At 70.3% G+C, this 24,109-nt stretch carries 23 protein-coding genes; 8 read left to right on the forward strand and 15 right to left on the reverse strand.

Annotated elements, in window-relative coordinates; genetic code table 11:
* Positions 1 to 86: 86 nt before the first annotated feature.
* Positions 87 to 785 (forward strand): DedA family protein, encoded by a 699-nt coding sequence (locus ACGGAQ_RS14980; protein WP_393048956.1) that lies wholly within the window; start codon positions 87 to 89, stop codon positions 783 to 785.
* 89 nt (positions 786 to 874) lie between these two features.
* On the opposite strand, the gene ACGGAQ_RS14985 is transcribed toward ACGGAQ_RS14980, so the two are convergent.
* A complete protein-coding gene (locus tag ACGGAQ_RS14985; RefSeq protein ID WP_393048958.1) occupies positions 875 to 1,159 on the reverse strand; it encodes an SDR family NAD(P)-dependent oxidoreductase in 285 nt (94 codons plus the stop codon).
* A 276-nt stretch (positions 1,160 to 1,435) separates the two neighbouring features.
* Here ACGGAQ_RS14985 and ACGGAQ_RS14990 point away from each other — a divergent pair, with 276 nt between their 5' ends.
* From ACGGAQ_RS14990 to ACGGAQ_RS15000, 3 genes are all read left to right on the forward strand, one after another.
* Entirely contained in the window at positions 1,436 to 1,867 is a 432-nt protein-coding gene (locus ACGGAQ_RS14990; protein WP_393048961.1) for a hypothetical protein, read from the forward strand.
* 257 nt (positions 1,868 to 2,124) lie between these two features.
* Positions 2,125 to 2,472, forward strand: coding sequence for a hypothetical protein (locus ACGGAQ_RS14995; protein WP_354860279.1), 348 nt, complete (start codon positions 2,125 to 2,127; stop codon positions 2,470 to 2,472).
* The gene (locus ACGGAQ_RS15000; RefSeq protein ID WP_393048964.1) at positions 2,469 to 3,644 is read left to right on the forward strand and encodes a zinc-dependent alcohol dehydrogenase; all 1,176 of its coding nucleotides are present in this window, start codon (positions 2,469 to 2,471) and stop codon (positions 3,642 to 3,644) included. Before ACGGAQ_RS14995 ends, ACGGAQ_RS15000 begins: the two co-directional genes overlap by 4 nt.
* A 76-nt stretch (positions 3,645 to 3,720) precedes the next feature.
* Here the strand turns inward: ACGGAQ_RS15000 and ACGGAQ_RS15005 are convergent, their stop codons facing one another.
* From ACGGAQ_RS15005 to ACGGAQ_RS15045, 9 genes are all read right to left on the reverse strand, one after another.
* Positions 3,721 to 3,921 carry a transposase gene (locus ACGGAQ_RS15005; RefSeq protein WP_393048967.1) on the reverse strand — a complete coding sequence of 67 codons (201 nt, stop codon included), beginning with the start codon at positions 3,919 to 3,921 and terminating at the stop codon, positions 3,721 to 3,723.
* Positions 3,922 to 4,025: 104 nt separating this feature from the next.
* Positions 4,026 to 4,217 carry an EamA family transporter gene (locus ACGGAQ_RS15010; protein ID WP_393048970.1) on the reverse strand — a complete coding sequence of 64 codons (192 nt, stop codon included), beginning with the start codon at positions 4,215 to 4,217 and terminating at the stop codon, positions 4,026 to 4,028.
* 81 nt (positions 4,218 to 4,298) lie between these two features.
* A complete protein-coding gene (locus ACGGAQ_RS15015; RefSeq protein ID WP_393048973.1) occupies positions 4,299 to 5,552 on the reverse strand; it encodes an iron-containing alcohol dehydrogenase in 1,254 nt (417 codons plus the stop codon).
* 63 nt (positions 5,553 to 5,615) lie between these two features.
* Positions 5,616 to 7,076 carry an NAD-dependent succinate-semialdehyde dehydrogenase gene (locus tag ACGGAQ_RS15020; RefSeq protein WP_393048975.1) on the reverse strand — a complete coding sequence of 487 codons (1,461 nt, stop codon included), beginning with the start codon at positions 7,074 to 7,076 and terminating at the stop codon, positions 5,616 to 5,618.
* A 145-nt stretch (positions 7,077 to 7,221) separates the two neighbouring features.
* Positions 7,222 to 8,298, reverse strand: a complete 1,077-nt coding sequence (locus ACGGAQ_RS15025) for an ABC transporter ATP-binding protein (protein WP_393048978.1) — start codon at positions 8,296 to 8,298, stop codon at positions 7,222 to 7,224.
* Positions 8,298 to 9,365: an ABC transporter ATP-binding protein gene (locus ACGGAQ_RS15030; protein WP_393048981.1), complete on the reverse strand. Its 1,068-nt coding sequence runs from the start codon at positions 9,363 to 9,365 to the stop codon at positions 8,298 to 8,300. Before ACGGAQ_RS15030 ends, ACGGAQ_RS15025 begins: the two co-directional genes overlap by 1 nt.
* Positions 9,365 to 10,276, reverse strand: coding sequence for a carbohydrate ABC transporter permease (locus ACGGAQ_RS15035; protein WP_393048983.1), 912 nt, complete (start codon positions 10,274 to 10,276; stop codon positions 9,365 to 9,367). Before ACGGAQ_RS15035 ends, ACGGAQ_RS15030 begins: the two co-directional genes overlap by 1 nt.
* Positions 10,276 to 11,226, reverse strand: coding sequence for a carbohydrate ABC transporter permease (locus tag ACGGAQ_RS15040; RefSeq protein ID WP_393048986.1), 951 nt, complete (start codon positions 11,224 to 11,226; stop codon positions 10,276 to 10,278). Before ACGGAQ_RS15040 ends, ACGGAQ_RS15035 begins: the two co-directional genes overlap by 1 nt.
* The gene (locus ACGGAQ_RS15045) at positions 11,223 to 12,656 is read right to left on the reverse strand and encodes an extracellular solute-binding protein (protein WP_393048989.1); all 1,434 of its coding nucleotides are present in this window, start codon (positions 12,654 to 12,656) and stop codon (positions 11,223 to 11,225) included. The genes ACGGAQ_RS15040 and ACGGAQ_RS15045 overlap by 4 nt, the downstream gene beginning before the upstream one ends.
* A gap of 329 nt (positions 12,657 to 12,985) precedes the next feature.
* On the opposite strand from ACGGAQ_RS15045, the gene ACGGAQ_RS15050 reads away from it, so the two are divergent.
* The 3 genes from ACGGAQ_RS15050 (at position 12,986) to ACGGAQ_RS15060 (ending at position 15,233) form a co-directional block, all read left to right on the forward strand.
* The gene (locus ACGGAQ_RS15050) at positions 12,986 to 13,729 is read left to right on the forward strand and encodes a GntR family transcriptional regulator (protein WP_393048992.1); all 744 of its coding nucleotides are present in this window, start codon (positions 12,986 to 12,988) and stop codon (positions 13,727 to 13,729) included.
* A gap of 93 nt (positions 13,730 to 13,822) precedes the next feature.
* Positions 13,823 to 14,392, forward strand: coding sequence for a DJ-1/PfpI family protein (locus ACGGAQ_RS15055; RefSeq protein WP_222952845.1), 570 nt, complete (start codon positions 13,823 to 13,825; stop codon positions 14,390 to 14,392).
* Positions 14,393 to 14,411: 19 nt separating this feature from the next.
* Complete coding sequence (locus tag ACGGAQ_RS15060) at positions 14,412 to 15,233, forward strand: alpha/beta fold hydrolase (protein WP_393048995.1); 822 nt, start codon at positions 14,412 to 14,414, stop codon at positions 15,231 to 15,233.
* A gap of 343 nt (positions 15,234 to 15,576) precedes the next feature.
* Here ACGGAQ_RS15060 and ACGGAQ_RS15065 read toward each other — a convergent pair whose 3' ends face one another.
* The gene (locus tag ACGGAQ_RS15065) at positions 15,577 to 16,623 is read right to left on the reverse strand and encodes a zinc-dependent alcohol dehydrogenase family protein (protein ID WP_393048998.1); all 1,047 of its coding nucleotides are present in this window, start codon (positions 16,621 to 16,623) and stop codon (positions 15,577 to 15,579) included.
* A 90-nt stretch (positions 16,624 to 16,713) separates the two neighbouring features.
* Positions 16,714 to 17,988, reverse strand: coding sequence for a D-alanyl-D-alanine carboxypeptidase family protein (locus ACGGAQ_RS15070; RefSeq protein WP_393049001.1), 1,275 nt, complete (start codon positions 17,986 to 17,988; stop codon positions 16,714 to 16,716).
* Between the two features lie 520 nt (positions 17,989 to 18,508).
* On the opposite strand from ACGGAQ_RS15070, the gene ACGGAQ_RS15075 reads away from it, so the two are divergent.
* The gene (locus ACGGAQ_RS15075; protein WP_393049004.1) at positions 18,509 to 19,777 is read left to right on the forward strand and encodes an Ig-like domain-containing protein; all 1,269 of its coding nucleotides are present in this window, start codon (positions 18,509 to 18,511) and stop codon (positions 19,775 to 19,777) included.
* A 117-nt stretch (positions 19,778 to 19,894) separates the two neighbouring features.
* Here the strand turns inward: ACGGAQ_RS15075 and ygiD are convergent, their stop codons facing one another.
* The 3 genes from ygiD to ACGGAQ_RS15090 all read right to left on the reverse strand — a co-directional run bounded on the left by ygiD (position 19,895) and on the right by ACGGAQ_RS15090 (position 24,088).
* On the reverse strand, positions 19,895 to 20,740 hold the full coding sequence (ygiD, locus tag ACGGAQ_RS15080; RefSeq protein WP_393049006.1) for a 4,5-DOPA dioxygenase extradiol: 846 nt from the start codon (positions 20,738 to 20,740) through the stop codon (positions 19,895 to 19,897).
* 172 nt (positions 20,741 to 20,912) lie between these two features.
* Positions 20,913 to 22,430: an FGGY-family carbohydrate kinase gene (locus ACGGAQ_RS15085; RefSeq protein WP_393049009.1), complete on the reverse strand. Its 1,518-nt coding sequence runs from the start codon at positions 22,428 to 22,430 to the stop codon at positions 20,913 to 20,915.
* Complete coding sequence (locus tag ACGGAQ_RS15090; protein ID WP_393049012.1) at positions 22,427 to 24,088, reverse strand: glycerol-3-phosphate dehydrogenase/oxidase; 1,662 nt, start codon at positions 24,086 to 24,088, stop codon at positions 22,427 to 22,429. Before ACGGAQ_RS15090 ends, ACGGAQ_RS15085 begins: the two co-directional genes overlap by 4 nt.
* Positions 24,089 to 24,109 lie beyond the last annotated feature (21 nt).

Genomic DNA, 24,109 nt, shown 5'->3' on the forward strand with positions numbered 1-24,109 from the left:
TGTCCTGCCAGAGGTGCGGGGAGAACGGAGGGAGCCGTCTGGCCGTCACCGCGCTCAGCCCCTGGTCATGGGATGACAATTGCCGGATGGACCAGGTGCTCAACCTGCTGGTGGCGCTGCCACCCGCCCTGGTGCTCGTCTTGGCGTTTCTCCTCCCGGCGCTGGAGGCGTCGACCTTCCTTGGCCTGGTGGTGCCGGGGGAGGTGGCCGTGCTGGTCGGCGGAGTCCTCGCCCACGACGGGAGGCTGCCGCTGTGGGCGGTGGTGGTTGTGGCGCTGGTCGGGGCGGCCCTCGGCGACCAGGTGGGTTATCTGGTTGGCCGCCGTTACGGCCGGCGGCTGCTGGACCGGGCGCCGCGCCGGTTCGTTCGATCCGGTGAGCTGCGTCGTGCGCTTGACCTGATCCGTCGGCGGGGCGCCGCCGCAGTGGTGCTCGGCCGCTGGGCGGCCGCGCTGCGGGCGCTGGTGCCGGGCCTGGCGGGCATGAGCGGCATACCGCAGCGCACGTTCACACTGGCCAACGTTACCGGCGGGGCGCTGTGGGCCGCGGCGGTGGCCGCGCTCGGTTACCTGGCTGGCGCTTCGTATCGACTGCTGGAACGGCGGCTTGGCCTGGGCGGGGAGGTGCTGCTCGCGGTTGTGGCGCTGGTGATCGCGGCACGGATCTGGGCCGGCCGGCGGGCGGCCCGCCGCGAGCGGGCCCTGCCGGAACCGACGAGGCCCACTGACGGCCGCCATCCTGGCGCTCCCGGGGAACCTCGACGCCGCCGACGCCTGCGCCGCTGAATTATTCGCCACCGGCGGGCTCGCTGCGGAGCAACGGTGGGACTTCCGTCGGCAGGGCGTCGATAACAGACGCGTTCAGGCCGTCCATTTCAAGCGTTCGCAGCGTGACACAGCATCGACCGAGGGGCGCTCGTCAACCCCGGGTCAGTTCCAGGGATCGGCGTTCGGATTCTCGCCGAGCAGCTGCGCGCTCTCCAGGCACAGGTCCTCGCCGAACAGTTGATTGCCGCGGGAGTCGGTGCCCCATGCGTCGTCGGCGGAGGCAGCGATGGCACGCCGATCCCCGCGTTGTTGACCAACACATCGAGTCCGCCCAGGCGGTCGACGGTCCGGCGGACACCGTCGGCCACCGAGCGCTCGTCCCGCACGTCCATGGCGACGCCACCGACCCGCCCGCGATCGCCGTCGATCTGCTCGGCGGCCTGGGCGCTTGATCAACGCGAAGGCGCCCTGCAGCTGCGCCCTCGAGTTGGATGCCCCACCTGTCCGTTCCGACCGCACTGACCCGTCCGGGCTGCTGGACGCGGCCGTCCCGTCCCGCGTTTGGCGGCCGGAGGCGCGGGAACACCTCGCCGATCGGGCCCAGGCGACCCGCCACGTCTGTCGTCCGGCAGCGCTGGTGATGCCGGCGAGACCCGAGAGGAGCGAGGATGAGCCCACGCAGGACAACCGTCCCGGCACGCAGATCACCCGGAGCCACCAAGGCCACCGGAGCGACGAAGATGCCGCCGAGCCGGAAGGTGGCGGCCAAGAAGGTCGCCGCTGCCACGAAGCGGGCCACCGGCGCGAGCGCAGCCAAGACGCCCGGCGAGAAGCCCACGCCGACCACGCCCCGCGTCGCCCGGAAGAAGGACGTTTCCGCCACCACGGCCTCGCCCAGCCGCAGGCCGACGGCGAAGGCGGCCGCCGCCAAGAACGCACCGCCAAAGAAGGCGCCCTCAGCGAGGGCCGCGGCGAAGAAGGCACCGGCGAAGAAGGCCGCGCCGACCCGGGCCCGTACCACGCCCGCCACCAGGGCACCGGCAAAGAAGGCGACCACCATGGAGTCGTTCGGCAACCGGCGTACGGCGCGCAAGGCCTGAGCTCTGCGAGTGTTGCAAACGCCCCTGCGGGGTTCGCCCTTTATGAAATGGTTTGCTCTGAAGGTTGCCGATTATCGACGGCACCCGCACGAGCAGATCAAGTGACAGGGGCGGACATGAAGTGGCTGATCGGTGGTGCGGCCGCGATTGCCGGGGGGATGGTTGTCCGGCGCCTGCTCGGTGGGGCTGGCCGGGGCAATGACCAGTGGCAACGGGTTCAGGCCCGGCGGCGCGGGGCGCAGTGGCACGTGGCGACGGTGAACCGACCGGCGGGTGACGTCGCCCCAGGCGGCCAGTTCCCCGAGCCGCTGGCCGGGCTTGGCGACGCCGTCGAGGTCCAGGTCCGGCCTGCCCCCGGCGGCCGGGGGACCGAGATCGCCGTACGGCTGCGCGACGGCGCCCGACTCCCTGTTGCCGCCGCGGCCCGACGGGTCACCGGCCGGGACCCTGAACAGGCGATCCGGGCTGCGCTGCGCGAGTCGAAGCAACTGATCGAAACCAGTGAGGTCCTGCACCCGGACTATCCGCCCACGACCGAGCCGACGCCGATGAACAAGCCACTGCGAATGGCCACCCAGCAGGGTCGGCGGGAGGGACGACAGTGAAGGCGCTGGTCTGGGAGGGAGCCAACGAGCTCGCGGTGCGGCAGGTGCCGGACCCGCAGATGCGTAACGAGCAGGACGTCATTGTGCGGGTCCGGCGGACTGTGACGTGTGGTTCGGACCTGCACCTGCTCGGCGGGTACATCCCGTTCATGGAACGCGGCGATGTCCTCGGGCACGAGTTCCTCGGTGAGGTCGTCGAGGTCGGTTCGCAGGTACGCAAGCACAAGGTAGGCGACCGGGTCGTCGTCTGCTCGTTCGTCTCCTGCGGCAAGTGCTGGTACTGCCAGCAACAACAGTTCTCGCTGTGCGACAACGGGAACACGAACCCGATGATCACCGAGAACGTCTGGGGCGCCGCGCCCGGAGGCTGCTACGGCTACTCGCACGCACTGGGGGGCTTCGCCGGCAGCCACGCCGAGTTCATCCGCGTCCCCTACGCCGACCAGGGCGCTTTCACCGTGCCGGACGAGGTGAGCGACGAGCGCGCGCTCTTCGCTTCCGACTCCGCGCCGACCGGTTGGATGGGCGCCGACCTCGCCGGCGTCAAACCAGGCGATGTCGTGGCGGTCTGGGGCGCCGGTGCGGTCGGGCAGATGGCGGCTCGGGCGTCCGTGCTGCTCGGTGCCGATCGGGTGATCGTGATCGACCGACTCGACAACCGGCTCCAGATGGCCCAGACACATCTCGGCGTCGAGACGCTGAACTACGAGCGGCAGGACGTCAGCGGCGAATTGCTGGAGCGCAGTGGCGGTCGAGGGCCGGACGTGTGCATCGAGGCAGTGGGAATGGAGTCGCACAGCAGCGGTCCGCAATTCTTGTACGACCAGGTCAAGCAGCAGCTGCGCATCGAGTCCGACCGACCGATCGCCGCCCGGGAGGCGATCTACAACTGCCGCAAGGGCGGCAGCGTGTTCATCCTGGGCGTGTTCGCCGGCCTGGTCGACAAGTTTCCGCTCGGGGCGGTGATGAACAAGGGGCTGACGCTGCGCGGCGCACAGCAGCACGGCCAGCGCTACATTCCCATGCTGCTGGAGCGGATGGCCCGCGGCGAGCTGGTCACGGAGCACCTCGCGACACACACGATGCCGTTGGACGAAGGGCCGCGCGGCTACGAGATGTTCAAACAGAAACTCGACGGATGCGTACGGGCCGTCTTCCAGCCCACCAGCTGATTCCGCCGTCGCCAGTGCCCCGCACGCCCTAGCGCGACCTCGGGGCGCGCCCGCTCAGCTCGCGCCGCTGGGCCGCTCATTGGGCGAACCGCCGATAGTCGGTCGGCCAGGACACCCCGAAGCTCTCGGGGATGTGCCGCCACGCGCGGCCGGTGCGGACGAGGTACACGATCGCTGCCAGCACCTGCCGGTCGTCCGCGCGCCGCCGGCCGCCACCCTGCGGCCGGCGTACGACCGTGACCGGCACTACCTGCCGGAACAGTTTCCCACGGCGCATCCGGTACGAGATGGTGGACGAGTTCGGGCCTGCTCTGGTTGATCGATTTCACGCCGTCCTGGCCCGTTGTGTGACGACGATGCAGCAGAGGACGACGGTCGCGGTCAGCGGCACATCGCGCTGAGGTGCTCGCCCAGCAGCAGGACCGCCCACACCAGAGTCAGCAGCGGCTGGGCGAGTTGAAGCTGACTCGCTCGCGCTACCCCGATGAGGCCCATGCCGCGATACCAGACCACGAACCCGCCGAACTGCGAGATGGTGAACGCGATGATCAGCACCCCGAGCGCGGCGAACACCGTTCCGCTCGCGAGTGGTGATGTCCGGACCAGGGGGAGAGCGCTCAGGTCGAGCCCCAGGGCGGGGCAGAGACCACGTCGTCATCCGGAAGGCCGGTCACCACCCCTGCGCGGAGTCGTGACGTGTGGGGTCCGGTCCCCGGTCCACGCCGCTTCGAGGATCGCGGTCAGGCTCGCGGTGTCCGTCGGGCCCGGATGGTTCTGGATCAACCGGGTGACGCCGCTGGCCATCTCCGCGAAGCGCGGGAGGTCGGCGCGGGCCACGCCGATGTCCGCCAGGGTGGCAGGGATGCCGATGTCGGCGAGGAGCCCGTCGAGCCAGGCGAGGAAGGCGTCCGCGGCCTCGGCATCCGAGGCGTCGGTCACGTCGAGCCCGCACACCCGGGCGAGGATGGCCAACCGGTCGCTGATGGCGTCCCTTGCCGCGTCCAGCGCGTAGGGCAGGAGCAGCCCGACGCCCAGGCCGTGCGGCGTGTGCGTGGCCGCGCCGATGGGGTACTGGAGAGCGTGCGGGGCCGCGTTGCCCGCGTGGGAAAACGCGAGCCCGGCGAGCATGGACCCGTAGGACATGTCCGCGCGCGCGTCCGTATCGCCCCCGTCGGCGACAGCACGACGCAGGCTACGGGCGATTCGCTCCGCGGCCAGCAGCGCGTAGTGGTCGGTGATCGGGTTGCGGCCGAGGAACACCTGCTCCACCGGGTCGCGCGGTCCGTGGGCTCGGGGTCGCGCGGTGTAGCTCTCCACGGCGTGGCAGAACGCGTCGATGCCGGAGTGGGCGGTGACTGTCGCCGGGCAGGTGTAGGTGAGCTCGGGGTCGACGATGGCGAAGTCGGGCACGATGTGGACGCTGGAAACCCCCACCTTCAGCTCGCGGTCCGGGTCGGTCAACACGGAGACGGGTGTGAGCTCGGAGCCGGTGCCGGATGTCGTCGGGACCGCGACCAGAGGGATCGTCGGCCCCGGCACCTTCGACTCGCCGTAGAAGTCGCGCGGCGTTCCACCGTGGCGCCGGATGACGCCGACGATCTTGGCGAGGTCGATCACCGTGCCACCTCCGATGGCGAGGATCACGTCGGCGTCCACCTCGGCGGCGACCGAGACGGCCAGGGCGACGTCGCTGAGTGGCACGTCTGACGTCGCGTCGGAGAACACCTCGACGGCCTCGACCTTCTCCCGCACGGCGGCCACGATCTCGGCCACGCCCGCCTGGCTCAGGAGAACCTGGTCGGTCACGACGAGGACCCGCGAGCCACTCTCGGCCACCACTCGGGGGATGTTCTGCGCGACCCCTTCGCCCACTATCAGCTGGCGTGGTCCGCGGACGGTCTCAAGCATGTCAGTTCCTCTCTCGAACGTCGGCGGCGATCTGCTGAGCGGGCGCTCGGAGCGGCGGGCCGGTCACGGTAGGTCGATCGCCGCGTAGGTGAGGTCGAGGTACTCGAGGATGCCCTCGTGCGACCCCTCCTTGCCGATCCCGGACTGCTTCACCCCTCCGAACGGAGCTGACGGGTCCGAGATCAGGCCACGGTTGATGCCGACCATTCCCGTGTCCAGCCCCTCGGCGAACCGGAGCGCCCGCTGGAGGTCACGGGTGAAGACGTATCCGACCAGGCCGTGCTCGGTGTCGTTGGCCTTCACCAGCACCTCGTCGTCGGACGTGAACGAGATGATCGGCGCCACCGGGCCGAAGATCTCCGTCCGCAGCATCCGCGCGTCGTCGGGCACGTCGACGAGGACTGTGGGTGGGTAGAAGTGGCCCGGCCCGCCCGGCCGCTCGCCGCCCACCAGGACCCGTGCGCCGCGATCGACCGCGTCGGTGACGAGTTCGTCGATCGTGGTGACCGAGGCCTCGTCGATCAACGCCCCGACGTCCACGCCGTCGTCGAGGCCGTGGCCCACCGACAGCGCGCCCATCCGCTCGGCGAAGCGCGCCGTGAACTCCTGGCGCACCGGCTCCTCGACGTAGATCCGGTTGGCCGCGATGCAGGACTCCCCGATGTTGCGCATCTTGGCCACCATGGCGCCGTCAACTGCGACGTCCAGGTCAGCGTCCGCACACACGATCAGGGCCGCGTTGCCGCCCAGTTCCATTGAGGTACGCAGCACGTTGTCCGCAGCCTGCCGGAGCAGCACGCGCCCGACCTCGGTCGACCCGGTGAACGAGAGCTTGCGGGTCCGAGCGTCGGCCAGCAGTGCGGAGACCACCGGGCCGGAGCGCTTGGTCGTGACCACGTTGACGACGCCCGGGGGAACGCCGACCTCCTCCATGATGCGGGCCAGGAACAGCATGGTGAGGGGTGTCTGGCCGGCGGGCTTGGTGATGGTCGTGCAGCCTGCGGCCAGCGCAGGAGCGATCTTGCGGGCACCCATCGCCAACGGGAAGTTCCAGGGCGTCACGAAGACGCACGGCCCGACCGGCTTCGGCACGGTGAGGATGCGATATCCACCTGCGGGCGCGGTGCTGTAGCGCCCCTCGACGCGCACCGCCTCCTCGGCGAACCACCGGAAGAACTCGGCGCCGTAGGCCACCTCGGCCCGAGCCTCGGCGAGCGGCTTGCCCATCTCGAGCGTGATGAGCCGGGCGACCTCCTCGGATCGCTCGGTAAGTGCCCGGTACGTCGCGGTCAACAACTCTGACCGTTTCCGCGGCGGGGTCGCCGCCCACTCCGCCATTGCCGTGCTCGCCACGTCCAGAGCGGCGAGCCCGTCGACGACGTCGGCGTCCGCCACTTCGGCGATGGTCTTGCCGGTGGCCGGATCCTCGACGGCGAAGGTGGCTCCGCTTGCGGCGTCGCGCCAGGCGTCGCCGATCCGGAGCCGCCGGTGCTCGGGGGGCAGGACGTCCATCGGGTCACTCATTGCCTCACCTCCTGTGATCTTCCTGGTGATGTCCGGCGTGCCGCAGCGATCGCGCTGTACGCGTGGACGGACAGGTCACCCGCCCTCGTCGGGGGCGAGGTTGCCGAGCGGTCGACGGTGGCAGTGGCCCGGTCTGCCGGCGCGGTTACCGCCCAGCCTCGGACAGCGACAGCCCGGTGTCCGCATCGAACAGGTGCGCACGGTCCAGGTCTACAGTGACCTGCAGCCGCTCGCCCGGCGTACCGGTGACGGTGGGTCGTGCCTTGACCTTGAGGATCTCCGTCCCCACTCGGACGTCGACCACCGTGCGGTCACCGAGCGGCTCGAGCCCGTAGAGCTCCCCGGCCAACGACGCGTCCCCACGCTGTTCGACGGACAGGTCCTCCGCGCGCAGGCCCAGCAGCAGCGCACGACCGTCCTCGGCCGTGGTCCAGCGGGGCCGCGGCAGTGTCCAGCCGTCCGCACCGACCAGGCGATCTCCCTCGGCCTGGCAGGCGAGCAGGCTGATCGGCGGGCTCCCGACGAATCCCGCGACCCACTGGTTGGCCGGACGCTCGTACACCTCGGTCGGCGTTCCGACCTGTTGCACCTTCCCCTCCTTGAGGACCGCGACCTGGTCGGCCATGGACAGCGCCTCGACCTGGTCGTTGGTCACGTAGACGAAGGTTGCTCCGAGGCTCCGGTGGATGCGGGTGAGCTCGGTGCGCATCTCGACGCGGAGCTTGAGGTCGAGGTTCGTCAGCGGCTCGTCCATCAGGAACGCGCGGGGGCGACGGACCAGCGCCCGGGCCAGGGCGACCCGCTGCATCTCACCGCCCGACAACTGCGCGGGTCGACGTTGCAGCAGACGTTCGATGTGCAGCAGGCTCGACATCTGCTCGACGGCCGCGGCGATCTCGCTCGCGGAACTACGGCGTGCCCGCAGCGGCGAGGCGATGTTCTCGTACACCGTGTGTCGCGGGTAGAGGGCGTAGTTCTGAAAGACCATGGCCAGGTCGCGCGCCGCCGGGGTGTCACCCGTCGCGTCTTTCCCGTCCAGATGCACCGACCCGGCGTCGAGCTTCTCCAGGCCGGCGATCGCTCGCAGAGTCGTCGTCTTGCCTGCCCCGGAGGGCCCGAGCACGACGAAGAACGAGCCGTCCGGCACGTCCAGCGTCACCCCGTCCAGGGCCTGGACCTTGCCGAAGGACTTGCGCAGCCCGTGCGCTGCCACGGTTCCCATCAGGCCACCAGCTCTTCCGTGCTCACGTCGTAGACCGCCGGGGTCCCGCCGGTGTACCGCAGCCCGACCTTTGCGTCAGCGGCGAAACGAATGGTCGGTGGCATCCGAACCCGGACGTCGCGCTGGCCGCTGTGGTCGACCACGTAGATAATTTCGTCGCCCAGCCACTCCGCCGAGACGACCCGGGCCGGGATCGAGCCGTCCGCCCCTGGCGCGGTGACTTCCAGCGCCTCCGGCCGGACGCCCGCCACCAGGCGACTGTCGCGCGGCAGGCCTGGCGGTGGCGTGAGAACCAGTCCGCCCTGACCGTGCAGCTTCCCGTCGGCGACCTCCACCTCAATCAGGTTCATCGGGGGAGAGCCGATGAATGCGGCGCAGAAAAGACTCGCTGGACGGTCGTAGACCTCCAGCGGCGTGCCGATCTGCTCGACGCGGCCCCTGTTGAGGATGGCGATTCGGTGACCGAGCGACATCGCCTCGACCTGGTCGTGGGTGACGTAGACCATCGTCGCCCCCAGTTCCCCCTGCAGGTGCTTGATCTCCGTGCGCATGTCCGCCCTCAGCTCTGCGTCCAGATTGGTGAGAGGTTCGTCCATGAGGAATGCGCGCGGCCGTCGTACCAGGGCGCGAGCGAGCGCGACGCGCTGCTGCTCCCCACCGGACAGCTGGCGCGGCCGCCGGTCCAGGAGCGGACCGAGCCGCATCAGCCGGGCGGCCTCGTTGACCCGCTTGTGCACCTCCGGCTTGGGCAGTCCCTCCGCCCGCAGGGGGAACGCCAGGTTGTCGCGGGTCTTCAGATGCGGGTAGAGAGCGTAGAACTGGAACACCATGGCGATGTCGCGCTCGGCGGGCGGCAGGTCGTTGACCAGCGTGTCGCCGATGCGGATGTCGCCCGTCGTCTGCCTCTCCAGGCCGGCTATGGCCCGCAGCGTGGTCGTCTTGCCGCAACCCGAAGGGCCGAGCATCACGAACAGTTCGCCGTCGCGGATGGACAGGTCCACGTGATCCACCGCTACCGTCCCGTCCGGGTAGCGCTTGTGCAGGGCGGTCACCTCGATGTCGGCCATCAGCGTCGCACCGCCCCGAGCGTCACACCGGCGATGAGGTGCCTGCGCACCAGGTAGGCGAAGACGAGCACCGGTAGGGCGAACACGACGGAGGCGGCGGCCACGAGACCCCAGTCCGTCGTGGTGCCACCGATGAGGCCGGCGATGGCGGGCGGAGCCGTCCGCACGTCGTCGCTGGAGGTGAGGAAGATGGCGAACACGAACTCGTTCCACGAGAAGATGAGCGCGAAGACCGCCGTCGCGGCGATGCCGGGCACGAGCAGGGGCAGGGTGAATTTCCAGAACGCCTGCAGACGGGTGTAGCCGTCGAGCATGGCGGCGTCCTCGTACTCCGCGGGCACCTCGTCGACGAAGCCCTTTATCATCCAGATCGTGAACGGGACGTTGAATGCGGCGTAGATGAGGATCAGCCCGAGCTTGCTGTCGATGAGCCCGACCTGGCGGTACATCAGGAAGATCGGGATCACGACCACCACGGGCGGCATGAAGCGGGTGGACAGGATGAAGAACAGTTGGTCCTTCTTGGCCTTCACGGCGAAGCGTGAGTAGGCCCAGGCCGCCGGGACCCCCAGCACGGTGGCCAGCACCGTGGAGACCCCCGCGACCACGGCGGAGTTGAGAAACGAGACGGACAGCGCCGAGCGACCGCCGCCGGGAGCGACGAACACGTCCTTGAAATGGTCCATGGTGACCGTGAAGCCGAAGAACTTGGCCGGGATGGCGTAGACGTCCCGGTTTTCCTTGATGGACGTCTCGATCATCCACAGCACCGGAAAGAGCATCACGACGGCCAGCACCACCAGCAGCGCGACCTCCAGCCCGGAGTGGCCCCGGCCGCCAAGGCGGCGCGCGGGAGGCGAGTGATCCCGGGCAGGACCTGTGGACACGGCCTCGTCGACGGAGACGGCCATCAGCCCTCCTTGAGCTTGTTCAGGTAGCGCAGGTAGAGCTGCGTGAGGACGATGACGACGAGGACCATGAGAATCCCGTACGCCGAGGCCGTTCCGGTGTTGAAGCCCAGGAACGCGACCTTGTAGACGTGGAACGACAACGTCTCGGTGGAGACACCCGGGCCTCCGTTGGTGAGGATGTAGACGAGGTCGAACAGCCGGAAGGCCTCGATGGCCCGGAACATCACGGCGATGAGGAGCAGCGGCCACACCAGCGGAAGAGTGATGGTGCGGAACCGGAACCACTCGGAGGCCCGGTCGATCGAGGCGGCCTCGTACAGGTACTTGGGAACCGCGGTCAGGCCCGCAAGTGCGATGAGCATGATGAACGGCGTCCACTGCCAGGTGTCGACCACGACCAGGGAGATCAACGCCGTCCGCTGTCGGGTGAGCCACTCCACCTGCCCCAGGCCGAGCGAGCCGAGCATGCTGTTGATCACGCCGAATTGCGCGTCGAGCATGAATCGCCAGAACAGCCCGACCACGACCGGCGACAGCATCATCGGCACCAGGAACAGAGTGGTCAGCAGTCCTCGCCCGTGCGTACGCCGCGAGATCAGGTAGGCGATGCCGAAGCCGAGCACGGTCTGCAGGCCGACCGCGCCGACCACGTAGATCAACGTCGTCAAGGCCCTCTGGTGGACCTGTGCCGACGTCAGGATGGCGGTGTAGTTCCCGAATCCGACGAACCCGGCGGGCCCCCCGCGCGTGGCCGAGTAGTCGGTGAACGACAGGTACAACGCCCACACCAACGGGAACACCGACATGGCGAGCAACAGCAGCAGCGCGGGGGAGATGAAGGCCACGGCGAGCCCGCGGTCGGTCAGCCGGCGGGACCGACCCGGTGCAGGTGGCGCCGCGGACGCCACCTGCCCGGGGTTGTCGGTCGACAGGGGGACGGGGGCACTCACAGTCCGCCGCCGCCCTTGCGGCCGCTGGAGTCGAGCACGCCCTGCTGCCCCTTGGCGATGTCGTCGAGCGCATCCTTCGGCTTCTTCGCGCCGTTGAGGGCGGCGTTCACGTTGGTGTTCTCGATGTCGACGAGGCGCGCGTACTCCGGCACGTTCCACATGTCCCGCATCCGCGGAACCGAGTCGGTGTAGACCTGGTTGAACGGCCCGGCATTGAGGAACTCGGGCGACTGCAGGGCATCCGTACGCGACGGCACGCCACCGGCCGCGGCCCACTTCTTCTGAATGTCAGGCCGCTCGAACCACTTCATGAAGTTCAGGGCCTCGGTCTGGTTCGCCTTGGCGGAGTAGGCCGACACGTGCATCCCCATGCCGCCGAGAGGGACCAGATTCGTCTTCTGGCTCGGCAGGGTGGCGAAGCCCAGCTTGTCGAGAATCTGCTCCCGCGTCTTGCCGAGCGTCGACTGCTTCGGATCGAGCAGGCCACCGCTCGCGGCGATCCAGTTGAACGCGATGCACGCCTTGCCCTGGGCGACCGCCGCGTTCACCTCGTCGATGAACCAGTTGCCGGAGCCCTTGGCGGTCAGCGGCTTCATCTTGTTGACCAGGACGTCCATCGCCTCCTGGCCGGCGGCGTCGTTGAGGACGCCGTCGATCTTGCGCGTCTTGGCGTCCCAGAGGTTGCCGCCGTAGACGCCGTTGACCGTGTTGTAGGTGACGGCTGCGGCGTCGGAGCCGTTGGCCTGGTGGAAAGCCAGCCCGCTGACGCCGGGGTTGTCTGCCTGGCACTTCTCGGCAGCTGCGATCATCTGGTCCCAGGTCTGCGGTGGCTTGTCGCCGATCAGGTCCTTGCGGTAGATCATCGTCCAGGTGTCGCCGAGCAGCGGCAGCCCGTACAGGCTGGCGTTCTCGTCGCGTTTGCCGGTCTCGGCCTGGGGGAACTGGCCGTAGGCCGCCAGCAGGTACGGGTTGTAGGCCGTGACGTCGATGTTGTTCTTGACGAAGTCGGTGATGTCGAGGATGTTGCCGTTCGTCACGGCCTCGCCGATGTGTTGCGAGTCCAGGATCGCGATGTCGAAGTCGGTCTTGTGCGCGGCGAACTGGGTGAACATCGCGTCGTGCCAGTTCGCGTTCGGCACGGTGTTGACCTTGATGGTCGCGTTCGGCCGCTCTTTCGTGTACTCGGCGTTCGCGAAGGCTTCCAGTGCCTTGGCGGGGGGCCAGTCGAACCAGATGAAGCTGAGAGTCAGCGGGTCCTTGGTGAGCTCCGGGATGGTCGCCGGTGCCTTGGGGGCACTCGCCTTCCCGCCGTCGTCCTTGCCGTCGCCGCATGCCGTCGCTGTCGTGGCGACCAGCAGCATGGCCGCCGCCGCCAGCCGCGCCTTTCGGCCGGGAACGGACATTATTCTTATGCGCTTCGGATTCCGCATCTTCTCGCCTGCTTTCTGGGTGGGAACTTCTAGAGCCTCGCTATGTGCTTCGCCGAGCGGTTGCTGGGTCGTTCAGGCGTGTTGCTGGGCTGTCGCGGGGCCGGCCCGGGGACGGGCGTCACGAGTACGCCGCGATCTGCTGGGTCTTCAGCCCGTCGAGCAGTCCTCCAGGTGATCGAGTGTCGCCATGGCGGGTGGTTCCGCGATGGTGGATGATGAAGATCATCCGCCGCTTTTCCTATACGATCCGGTGGGGGCGTCAGAATGCCGCAGCGTTGTGACTGGTGTCAACAGGTTCCCGAAGGCGCAAGAAAGGACCTCAGGTCACGATGGACGACGAAGCGATGATCGCGCGGGGCCGCAGGGCCATGCCGGGTGCGATGCCGCCGGGAAGATCTCGCGGCCGGCTTGCCGACGAGGTGTACGACACGCTGCTCGGACAGCTGATGTCGCTGCGGATCGAGCCCGGTTCCCGCGTCACGATCGACGTCCTGGCGCGGGAGCTGGGGGTCTCGCAGACGCCGATCCGAGACGCCCTGAACCGCATGGAGGCCGAGGGCCTGGTCGTGCGTGTGCCCCATGCCGGCTACCGCATCCCGCCCCAGATCACCCGTCACCGATTCGAGGACATGCTCGAGGTTCGCCTGCTCCTCGAGCCGGCGGCGGCGCGTAGATCCGCCGAACGGGCGTCCTCGGAACAGGTCGCCGGGCTGCGACGAATGCTGGAGGAGATGGCAGAGCTCCAGGGGGGCAGCGGGCTGGTGGCCTATGGCGCCTTCGGGCTACGCGACGCCGCTTTTCATGATCTCGTCGCCCTGAGCGCGGAGAACCAGGTCATCCGTGAAGCGCTCGCTCGCCTGCACAGCCACGTGCATCTCTTCCGGCTGCACCACGACACCCAGGTCACTCACCTGGCGATGGCCGAGCACGAGGACGTGGTGGCCGCGATCGCCGCGCGTGACCCCGACGCCGCCGCCTACGCGATGCGTCGGCACATCCTGCGGTCCGGCGAGCGATTCCGACGATTGTTCGACGAGGTCAAGGACGCGGACCCAATGGCGGTGGAGGGTTGACGGGCGGGCTGGGCCGAGGAATGCTGATTCGATCAGATCGGATTGGATCTGATCCACCTCACCGCCACCGCCACCAGATGCGAGGAGAAGCAGGTGCCCAGAGCGCTGCTCCTGACCGGCGACGCCGCCGAGGAACTCGACACCATGTATCCCTACTACCGCGTGCAGGAGGGCGGCTGGGACGTCGACGTCTCGTCACGGACGATGCGTGACGTACAACTGGTCATCCACGAGTTCGACCCCAACTCCGACGCCTACGTGGAGAAGAACGGCCGGAAGCTGCCGGTCGACGTGCCCTGGGCCGAGGTCGACGTCGAGCGCTATGACGCCCTCATCATCCCCGGTGGACGTGCCCCCGAGTGGATCCGGGTCGACGCCGACGTCAGGCGCATCACCGAGCATTTCTTCGCGCGCAACCTCCCCATCGCGCTGGTCTGCCACGGCGCGCAGGTGCCAGCGGTGTACGGGCTCCTGAAGGGTCGCAAGACGGCGTGCTTCCCACCCATCACCGGTGACATGGAGAACGCCGGCGCGACGGTCATCGACGCTCCCGACGTCGTGGACGGCAACCTCGTCTCCTGCCGGGGATGGCCCGACATGCCGCAATTTGGCCGGGCGATGATGGAGCTCTTCTCGAAGTCCGTCAACTCCGCCTCGGCGTGAACACACCTGGTCCGCCCCGGTGACGCCACTTCGGACCGTCACAGTCGACGGTTACCCCGTACACGTCCTGGAGAGCGGCACCGGCCCCGCGGTGCTGATGCTGCACGGCTCCGGACCCGGCACGACCGGGTCCGGCGCCTGGGCAACGACGGCGCAGGCGCTGGGCACGTCCTGGCGCCTGGTGGCCCCGGACCAGGCGGGGTTCGGCCGCACACCGGTCCCGGCGGGCTCCCGGGGCGGGCTCCGCCTGTGGACGGAACAGGCCGCGGGCCTGATGGATGCTCTCGGTATCGAGTCCTACGCCGTGGTGGGTCACTCCATGGGCGGTGCCGTGGCGCTGGCGTTGGCGGCCGCACGCCCCCAGCAGGTCACCCGTGTCGTGGCGGTCGCGACGATGGGCGCCCCCGGTGCGCCGCTGTCCGCCGAGCTCGACGCGGTCTGGGCCGCCCCCGCCGGCCCGCTCGGGGCCCGAGACATGCTGAGTCGCCTCGTCCTGGACCAGGCGCTCGTGACCGATGCGGCCGTCGATGCCCGTGCGGCTGCGATGCGGGCGGGGGCGGCCGCGTTCGCGTCGTTGTTCCCTCCGCCCCGGGCACGATGGGTCGACGATCTCACCCTCTCGGCGCAGACGCTGGCGGCGATCCGCGCTCCCGTGCTGCTCGTGCACGGCGCCGAGGACCGAGTCACCCCGCTCGCGACAGCAGCCCAGCCCCTGCTCGAACACCTGGCCGATGTCCGTCTGCACGTGTTCGGCCGATGCGGGCACGTGCCGGCGATCGAGCACCCGCACGAGTTCAGGCAACTGCTGTCGTGCTTCCTCCGCCGCAACCGAGGTCACTGATTGCTCGGGCGGCCAGGTCGGAGGAGGAAGCGGTCGAGGCCGCCCGGCTGGCGTACCCCGGCATGGACCGGGTGGTGGTGCCGGGACCGCCCCCGCCGCCGGCCCGGGCAGTCCGGGCGGCTCTGCGCCGCTGGGGGCGTGCGGCGGCCGCCGGGTCGTTGCTCATCGCGGCGCTGCTCCAGGGCCGGCGAGACCGCCGCCGGCCGGTACGGCGCGATCCAGACTGAACACGGGAGCCCGCCGGCGGCAGAGCCCGGGCGTCTTCGGTGCCGCCGCGACGGGCTACGCCGCGGCCTACGCGTACCGGGGACGTGTCCGCTGTCCGACCCGAGCGTCGTCCTGGTCAGGGCTGGACGATGCACATCCCGCCGAGGGCGGGCCGGTCCATTCCGGTCAGGGCGTCGGGCACCTCGGCGAGCCCGATGGTGCGGGTGATCAGCTCGGCGGGGCGCAGCACGCCGGCGGTGACCAGCCGGAGCAGTTCCGGGTAGGCGTGGGCGGCCATGCCGTGGCTGCCCCGCAGCTCCAGCTCGTACGCGATCACCAGGTCCATCGGCAGGGCCGGGCGGCCCTGGGCGGCGGGGAGGAGGCCGACCTGCACGTGCCGCCCGCGCCGCCGCAGGCTCTCGATTGAAGCGGTGCAGGTGGCGTGGCTGCCCAGGGCGTCGAGCGACAGGTGGGCGCCGCCGCCGGTCACCTCCCGGACGGCCGCGGCCACCGCGCCGGGCCCGGTGAGGGCAGAGCCGTCCAGACACACCGCGGCCCCGAAACGGCGGGCCAGCTCGAGCGCGCCGGGGGCGACGTCGACCGCCACCACCTGCGCGCCGTAGGCCGCGGCGATCATCACCGCGGACAGCCCCACGCCGCCGCAGCCGTGCACCGCCACCCATTCGCCCGCCGCGACCCGCCCCTGGCCGACCACCGCGCGGAACGCCGTGGCGAACCGGCAGCCGAGCGCCGCCGCGGCCGGGTAGCCCAGCTCGTCGGGGAGCCGGACCAGGTTGACGTCGGCGTGCTGCACGGCCACGTACTCGGCGAACGAGCCCCAGTGGGTGAAGCCGGGCTGCGTCTGCCGCTCGCAGACCTGCTGGTCGCCGGAGAGGCAGGCCGGGCACTGCCCGCACGCGCAGACGAACGGCACGGTGACCCGGTCGCCGGGGTGCCAGTCGTGTACGCCGGCGCCGACCGCCGTGACCACGCCGGCGAACTCGTGGCCGGGCACGTGCGGCAGGCGGACGTCCGGGTCGTGCCCCTGCCAGCCGTGCCAGTCGCTGCGGCACAACCCGGTCGCCTCGACCCTGATGACGGCGCCCCCGGGCGGCGGCACCGGGTCCGGGACGTCGCGGACCTGGGGCCGGACACCGAACTCGTCGAAGATCACGGCACGCATGCGCCGCATCCTCACATGCGCCGGGCACCGCGCCCGACGGGGGGTGACGAGCGGGAAATCGCGGGAATGATCGCAGGGCGACGGCCGAAGTCAGCTTCCAGGTCGGTCCGGACCGGGTGGTGATCCGGCCGCCCGACGCGGTGCGGGACGGCGAGCCGGCGGCCGAGGCGATGCTTGCCGCACGGCCCTGCGCCACCGGGGCGCCGCCAGGAGCACGACGGCCAGGGCCGCGGCGGCGCCGAGGCCGAGAACCGCCGGGAAGGACAGCAGCGACCGGTCCCCGGCCTGACCGTGGTGCTCGCCCTTGCCGGCGGCCGCGGCATGGTCGTCCGTCTTCTCGGCCGGGGTGACCAGGCGGCCGACGGACGCGCCGGGGGAGAGGGCGAAGCCCCAGTCGAGCAGGGCTCCCGCCTCGCCCAGGCTGCCCAGCGGCGCCGTCTCCGCGCCGAGCAGGGTCACGGCGAGCCGCCGCCCGTTGCGCTCGGCCACCCCGACGTACGTCTGTCGAGCCAGGTCGGTGAAGCCGGTCTTTCCGCCGAGTGTTCCCGGGTAGTGGTCCAGCAGCGTGTTGTCATGGGTGATGGCGAAGCCCGGGTTGCCCGCGTCGCCGGCTATCTGGGCCACCCGGGTCGCGATGTACCGCCGGAAGTCCTCGCGGGCGTAGGTGGCCCGCGCGATCAGCGCCAGGTCGTACGCGCTGGTGTACTGGCCGGGACCGTCCAGACCGGAGGGCGTCGCCGCGTGGGTCTGATTCGCGCGCAGCCGGTGCGCCTCGTTGTTCATCGCCTGCACCCCGCCCGGCCGGCCGGCGGCGGCGCCGCCGACGCGGGCCAGCACGTTGGCCGCGTCGTTGCCCGACTTGAGGAGCAGCCCCAGCCACAGGCTCTCGATCGAGTAGCGGCCACCCTCGACCACCCCCATCAGCGAGCTGGCCGGATCGAGATCCTGCAGATCAGCCCGGGTCACCTCGACCATCTGGGCCGGGTCCAGGCGGGGCATCAGGGCCGCGGCCAGCAGCATCTTCTGCACGCTGGCCGGCGTGCGGAGCTCGTGCGGGCCGCACCCGCCCAGCACCGCGCCACTGTCGAGGTCCGCCACGAGCCACGAGGTGGCCGTCACCGCCGGCGCCGTCGGCGCACCCACCGGAATGGCCAGGCCGGTCGTGGCCAGCGCGGCACCGCCGACCGCCCGATCGGCGGCACCGACCGGTGGTGGAGACGCTACGGCGGGCGGCGGCACCGCCGGCTTCACGGCCGGGCAGGGCATGTCGTGCGTGGGGGCCGTCCGTGTCGGTGACCCGGCCACCACAACCGGCGTGGCCAGGAAGGCGCTGATTGCTACGGCGGTAACGCGAATGATGGTCACGTCAATGCACCGTAATTCGCCGATCTGGCGAGCTCAGCCGGGTTGCCGAAAGTGGTCCAGCGACGGCTCGAAATCCGCCACCGCAGCGGACTCGCGTTCCTTCTGCTTCTTCGCGAAGCATTCTCCCGACGGTCCGGTTTCATGGCAGCCTGGAGGGCGGCGGAGTGCCCGCCGGACGTGCCCGGCCCGGCGGCGATCCGTGCGCTGCTGGCGAAGCGGCGCACGGCGGTCGAGTCGCGCTCTATCCGGATCAGCCGGGAGTTGCCGGTGCCTCCCGGCCGAGTCGCCGTAAGCGGAAGCGCCGGGCGCGACGCGGCCGGGACGGGATGGGCGAGCAGTGGCGTACTCATTTTGTCGGAATGGTCACGAACGGAAATGACCGGGCCGGTTCACGCCATAAGGGAATGCGTGGGGAAAGGTTTCCGGAGCCTTGCTCGACGGTTCCGCCGAAATCGCCGCCGGCATCTCTCGGCCGTGGTGAAAATGTGGGCGGAGGGAAGGCCATGAACGGGGGGACAATATGGAGCTGAGGCAGCGATTGAGGCTGCTGTCGGTGACCATCGCGGCCACGCCGTTGGTCGTGGCGGGATGCACCGCCGACCGCCTGCCGGGAGCCCGACAGGCGAACACGGCACCGCCGCAACTGACCGTGACACCCGGCGACCACGCGGGGGACGTGCCGGTCAGCGCGGAGGTGGGGGCCACCGTCAAGGACGGGAAGATCACCTCGGTGCGGTTGACCGACGACAAGGGTGCGCAGGTGCCGGCGGAGCCGCGGGAGGACGGGTCGAGCTGGGTGCCGGCCAAGCCGTTGCAGAATTCGCGGACGTACACGGCGGAGGTGACCGCGACCGGTGGCAAGGGCCGGACAACCACGCAGAAGACGACGTTCAGGACAATGGCGAAACCGGACAACAGACAGGCCGTGACCACCGTCCTGAATGTCGCCCCGGACCAGACGTACGGGACGGCCATGCCGGTGGTGGTCACGTTCGACCCGGCGATTCCGAAGGAGGCCCGGGCGGACGTGCAGCGGCGGTTGTTCGTGAAGACGAATCCGCCCCAGCCGGGGACCTGGTCCTGGCTGGACGACGGCAGGCAGGTCGAGTACCGGGCGCCCGACTTCTGGAAGCCGGGCACGAAGATCAGCGTGCGGAGCGCGCTGGAAGGGCTGCCGATCGGTAAGGACGCCATCGGCGACGCGGACCGGTCGGGCACCTCGAAGATCGGCCGGCAGGTGTCGCTGGACATCGACAACGCCACCAAGCAGATGGCGGTCTACCGGGACGGCAAGCTGCTGCGCAAGATTCCGGTCAGTCTCGGCAAGCCGAGCACCCCGAGCTCCAGCGGCACCATGGTGGTCATGGAGAAGTTCGACTACACGACCTTCAACACCATGGGCGACCCGAATGGCGGTTACATCGTCGACGTCGAGGACGCCCAGCGGCTCACCAATGGCGGCGAGTTCATCCACGCCGCACCGTGGTCGGTGGGGGATCAGGGCAACACCAACGTCTCGCACGGCTGCACCAACGTCTCCAACGAGAACGCCGACTGGCTGATGGGGATCACACAGGTCGGTGACCTGGTGACGGTCAAGGGCACCGAGGTGGCGCTGGATCCGGGCAACGGCTGGACGGCCTGGAATGTCGGCTGGGACGAGTTCGCCAAGGGCAGTGCGCTGCCCGTACCGGTCGGGCTGAGGCCCACGGTCACGGCCACTCCGCACCCGGGAGCGGTGGCCGGCGGGTCGGCGCCCGCCCCCACCCGCTCCAACAGCGGCGGCTGATCCGGTCGTACGCCTTCGCACGATCGCGCCGCGGCCTGCGGTTCCGGACGCTCTCCGGCCGCAGGTCGCGGCGTTGTCAGCTCTGCGAGGCCAACTTCCGTCAGGTCGCGCGCAACCCTAGATGTTCGAGCCGTCGGCCGGCAGGTCGTCGGGCGGCTGTGGGGATCCGCCTTCGCCAGCTGCGTCGGGGCAGGGCAGCCCGAGGGTGTAAGCCGTCATCGACAACGATCCGTAGGCGTAGCCGTCCACGAGGACGTCGGTGTCCGGCGCGTCGGCGGTGGCGGCCAGACCGGCGAGGTAGAGCGCGGGAATGAAGTGATCCGGTGTCGGCACCGCGTGGCGAAAGTCGCGGTGGGCGTCGAGCGTCGCGAACTCGCCCGGATCGGTCAACATGCGGGTCTTGGCGTCCTCGTCGAAGCGCTGGGCCCAGTCGTAGCCGTCGTCGGTCAGCTGCCAGTCCATGCCGCGTAGGTTGTGCACGACGTTGCCGCTGGCGATGACGAGCACTCCGCGTTGTCTCAGTGGAGCGAGCTTGGCGCCGAGCTCGAGATGGTAGTCCAAGGGCTTGTCGGCGTTGATGCTGAGCTGTACGACCGGGACCGAGGCGTCCGGGAAGGCGTGCGTCAAGACGGACCAGGTGCCGTGGTCAATGCCCCAGCTGTCGAGGTCGGCGCCGACCCAGGTCGGGTGAACGGCGTCGCTGATCTCCGTAACCAGCTCGGGCAGCCCCGGCGCGGGGTACTCCACCTCGAACAACGCCTGCGGGAAGCCGTAGAAGTCGTGGATGGTCCGCGGCCGGGGCATCGCGGTGACGGCGGTGGCGTTGGTGTACCAGTGCGCGCTGATGACCAGGATGACACGGGGCCGCGGCACCGCGGCGCCGAACGCCCTCCACGAGGTGGTGTATCGGTTGACCTCGAGAGCGTTCATGGGGTTGCCATGGCCGATGAACGCGGCGGGCATCAGTGCACCTGAGCCGCCGGAGGTCTCTGCGGTCACGTCGGGCCCTTCCGGAGTTGCCGTCGAGCGTCACCTGAAGTGTCGGATAGATCTTCAGGGTAGACCGCTGGCGGCCGGTCGACGGCGAACTCCGGATCGGCCCCGCAGAGGGAGGAGGGTTGGTCGATTCTGCGCGTCAGGTCGTGCGGTAGCGCTCGACCTCCGACCAGACCGAGGACATGCCGGCGAGACAGCGGTCGAACACCTGGGAGTGCGCAAGGTATGCGGCCCGGTCGGGTCCCGGGTACACGCACAGGTCGTCCTCGTCGTTGACGGTCCACGGCGGCACGTCGTGGGCAAGGGCGCCGGGCAGCAGGGAGGCGACTCCGCGGGCTCCCAGTTCGCTGGTGAGCTGGCGCCGGACGGGTCGCCCCAGCACGTCGGCGAAGATCTGCGCCCAGACCGTCGACCGGGCGCCTCCGCCGGCGAGCCGCCAGGGGCGGTCCCCGACGTCGGCGCCACTGGCCAACACCCGGTCCAACTGCACCCGGTGGTACTGGGCGACCCCCTCGATGACCGCTCGGGTGAGGTGCCCGCGGCGGTGATTGCTGGAGATGCCGATGAAGGTGCCGGAGGCCGACGGATGCTCGGGCGAGCCGTTGACGAACGGTAGGAACAGCAGACCATCGGCGCCGGGTGGCACGGTGGCCGCTTCCCGCAGGAGCTCCGCTGCGGCGACGCTGCCGACCTGGTCGTGCGCGACCCCGGCGCAGGCGAGCCACTCCAGGTTCGCCGCGGAGGTCGGCGCGACCTCCATGGCCAGCATCGTGGCCGGGTCGGGCATGAACGCGCTGAGGGTTACCTCGGGGGCGGGAGCACGCGCGGGGACGACGACACCGTTGATCGCCCAGGTGCCGACGATGATCGTCCCGTCCCCGACCTCCCGGCCCCCGGCGCCGAGGGTCGCCGCCACGCAGTCCATGCAACCCGCGATGACGGGCAGACCCTCGGGGAGCCCGCTGCGGGCCGCGGCGGCGGCGCTCAGCCCGGCGACCACCTCGTCGGAGCGCCGCAGCGGCGGGAACCGGTCGAGGTCGGTGGCCGGCAGCCCGACGAGTTCGAGCGCCGTGGCGGTGTAGGCGCGGGTGCCGAGCGCGACCATGCCGGAGGCGCTGGCGTCGCTGTAGTCGGCGCTGGCCACGCCGGTGAGCTGCGAGGTGACCCAGTCCTTGCAGGAGAGGGCCCACCGGGTGGCCGTGTAGGCGTCCGGTTCGTTGTCCCGGAGCCAGCGCAGCAGGACGCTCGGCTGGGCGGCCCAGGGAATCGATCCGGTCTCCTCGGCCAGCCGGCGTGCCTCCTGCGGCGGGATGGCCTGGACGATCCGCTGGGCGCGGCTGTCCGAGGAGGCGATGGCCGGCCCCACCGGGCGCAGCGCCTCGTCGACCGGGTAGAGGCCGTTGCCGTGGGCGGCCACCCCGATGCCGGCCGGGGCGTACCCCTCGGCGGCCAGCTTGCCGGCGACCTCGCTGAGCAGCGACATCACCGTGTCGGCCAGCGCGAGCATGTCCACGTCGTGGCGGTGGGCGGTCACGCTGGTGCGCGGCGTGCGGGCGTGCACGACGGCGAGCTCGCGGCCCTCGATGTCGAAGGCGGCCGCCTTGGTGGCGGTGAGCCCGACGTCGACCCCGAGGTAGCAGATGTGCGGTGTCGTCATGACGTCCTCCTGTCGCTGTTCGGGGTTGCCGCCGAGAGGTTCAGCGCGCGCGGGCGGAAGCGTCGCAGCTCGGCGTGGTAGGCGGCCACCTCGGCGCGGGCCCGTTCGTCGTCCCAGCCGAGATGCCGGACGGCGACGTCCGCGCAGGTCACGGCGGTCGACAGCGCCATGTCGGGTCCGAGGCCGATCAGGGTACGACGCAGCAGGACGTCTGCCAACGTCACGGCCCTCTCCTCGCGGAACGCCATGACGATCTCGGCGGCGACCGCGCCGGTCTGCTCGTCGACGACCTCGGCGAGTGATGGATCGGTGACGACGAGTTCCCGCACGCGGCGCGCCCGCACCCCGTACAGGTCGAGCAGCCGGGCTCGCTGCTCGCCGGTGAACGGGGTCGCCGAGCGCTGGAACTCCGCGCGGAACGTACGCCAGTCGGAGGTGTCGGCGCCGGGCAGCGGCCGGGTACGGGTGGTGCACCGTCCGCGGGGCCGGCCGAGCACCTTCAGCGCCGCGTCGGTGGCGTCCTCGGCGAGCGCCCGGTGGGTGGTCAGCTTGCCGCCAATGATCGACAGCAGTCCGGCGTACGCCGGCGCGTGGTCGAGCACGGTGTGCCCACGGCTGATCTTGGCGTTGTCCGAGACACCGGCCGTATGTGGCAGCGGGCGGATCCCGGCGACGCTGTAGAGCACGTCGGCCGGGGTGAGCTTGGCCTGCGGAATGATCCGGTTGGTCTCGTTGAGCAGGTACTCGATCTCGGCGTCGCTGGCGACGACCTCGTCGAGGTCCCCGTCGTAGGTGAGGTCGGTGCTGCCCAGGATGTAGCGACCCGCCCACGGGAAGATGAAGATCGGCCGCTGGTCGGCGGCGGCCTCGAAGAAGATGCAGGTGTCCGGGGCGCCGGGGAACGGGTCGAGGATGACGTGGCTGCCCTTGGTGCCGCCGTTGAGCCGCCGGCTCTCGACCTGTCCGCGTAGGACCTGGTCGATCCACGGCCCGGCGGCGTTCACGGTGAGCCGGGCCCGGATCCGCCCCTGCTGACCGGACCGGTTGTCCGTGGTCCGGACCCCGAGCACCCGGCCATCCTCGACGATGAGCCCGGTCACCGTGGTGTAGGTCAGCACCCGCGCGCCCAGCCGTTCCGCGTCGAGCAGCAGCTCGACGCAGAGCCGCTCGGCCCACGGCACCTGCGCGTCGCGAAAGAGCACCCCGCCGCGCAGCCCGTCGCGCGACAGCTGCGGCCAGCGCTTACCGATCCGGCGGGCGGACAGGCCCCGGCTGATCCCGCGTCCGCGGCGGGCGGCCAGCACGTCGAAGGCCGCCAAACCGAGCCGGACCAGCGGTCCCGGTCGGCTGTCGCGGGCGTAGGACGGGATGAGCATCGGGTAGTCGTGCACCAGGTGCGGGGCGGTGCGGAACAGCAGGTGGCGTTCGCGGATGGACTCGTTCACCAGGGTGAAGTCGTAGCGTTCGAGGTACTTCAGGCCACCGTGGATGAGCCGGCTCGACGTGCTCGTCGTACCGGCGCCGACGTCGCCCCGGTCCACGACGACCACACTCAGGCCGCGGTCGGCGGCGTCTCTGGCGATGGCAAGGCCGTTGATGCCGGCGCCGACGATGACGAGGTCGACGACATCATCGGGTCCGGTCTGTGGCTGCGACATGAAGGCTCCCGGGGGTGTGGG

Source organism: Micromonospora sp. NPDC047557, from assembly GCF_043205095.1.
Lineage (GTDB): Bacteria > Actinomycetota > Actinomycetes > Mycobacteriales > Micromonosporaceae > Micromonospora.

Bases quoted from the DNA above. Each gene is read 5' to 3' on its own strand.
- ACGGAQ_RS15025 (WP_393048978.1), bottom strand. From the start codon at position 8,298: ATGGGAACCGTGGCAGCGCACGGGCTGCGCAAGTCCTTCGGCAAGGTC.
- ACGGAQ_RS14980 (WP_393048956.1), top strand. From the start codon at position 87: ATGGACCAGGTGCTCAACCTGCTGGTGGCGCTGCCACCCGCCCTGGTG.
- ACGGAQ_RS15065 (WP_393048998.1), bottom strand. From the start codon at position 16,623: ATGCGTGCCGTGATCTTCGACGAGTTCGGTGTCCGGCCCCAGGTCCGC.
- ACGGAQ_RS15005 (WP_393048967.1), bottom strand. From the start codon at position 3,921: ATGCGCCGTGGGAAACTGTTCCGGCAGGTAGTGCCGGTCACGGTCGTA.
- ACGGAQ_RS14990 (WP_393048961.1), top strand. From the start codon at position 1,436: ATGAGCCCACGCAGGACAACCGTCCCGGCACGCAGATCACCCGGAGCC.
- ygiD (WP_393049006.1), bottom strand. From the start codon at position 20,740: ATGCCCGCCGCGTTCATCGGCCATGGCAACCCCATGAACGCTCTCGAG.
- ACGGAQ_RS15085 (WP_393049009.1), bottom strand. From the start codon at position 22,430: ATGACGACACCGCACATCTGCTACCTCGGGGTCGACGTCGGGCTCACC.
- ACGGAQ_RS15035 (WP_393048983.1), bottom strand. From the start codon at position 10,276: ATGGCCGTCTCCGTCGACGAGGCCGTGTCCACAGGTCCTGCCCGGGAT.
- ACGGAQ_RS14985 (WP_393048958.1), bottom strand. From the start codon at position 1,159: ATGGACGTGCGGGACGAGCGCTCGGTGGCCGACGGTGTCCGCCGGACC.
- ACGGAQ_RS15030 (WP_393048981.1), bottom strand. From the start codon at position 9,365: ATGGCCGACATCGAGGTGACCGCCCTGCACAAGCGCTACCCGGACGGG.
- ACGGAQ_RS15045 (WP_393048989.1), bottom strand. From the start codon at position 12,656: ATGCGGAATCCGAAGCGCATAAGAATAATGTCCGTTCCCGGCCGAAAG.
- ACGGAQ_RS15075 (WP_393049004.1), top strand. From the start codon at position 18,509: ATGGAGCTGAGGCAGCGATTGAGGCTGCTGTCGGTGACCATCGCGGCC.
- ACGGAQ_RS15050 (WP_393048992.1), top strand. From the start codon at position 12,986: ATGGACGACGAAGCGATGATCGCGCGGGGCCGCAGGGCCATGCCGGGT.
- ACGGAQ_RS15015 (WP_393048973.1), bottom strand. From the start codon at position 5,552: ATGCTTGAGACCGTCCGCGGACCACGCCAGCTGATAGTGGGCGAAGGG.
- ACGGAQ_RS15020 (WP_393048975.1), bottom strand. From the start codon at position 7,076: ATGAGTGACCCGATGGACGTCCTGCCCCCCGAGCACCGGCGGCTCCGG.
- ACGGAQ_RS15090 (WP_393049012.1), bottom strand. From the start codon at position 24,088: ATGTCGCAGCCACAGACCGGACCCGATGATGTCGTCGACCTCGTCATC.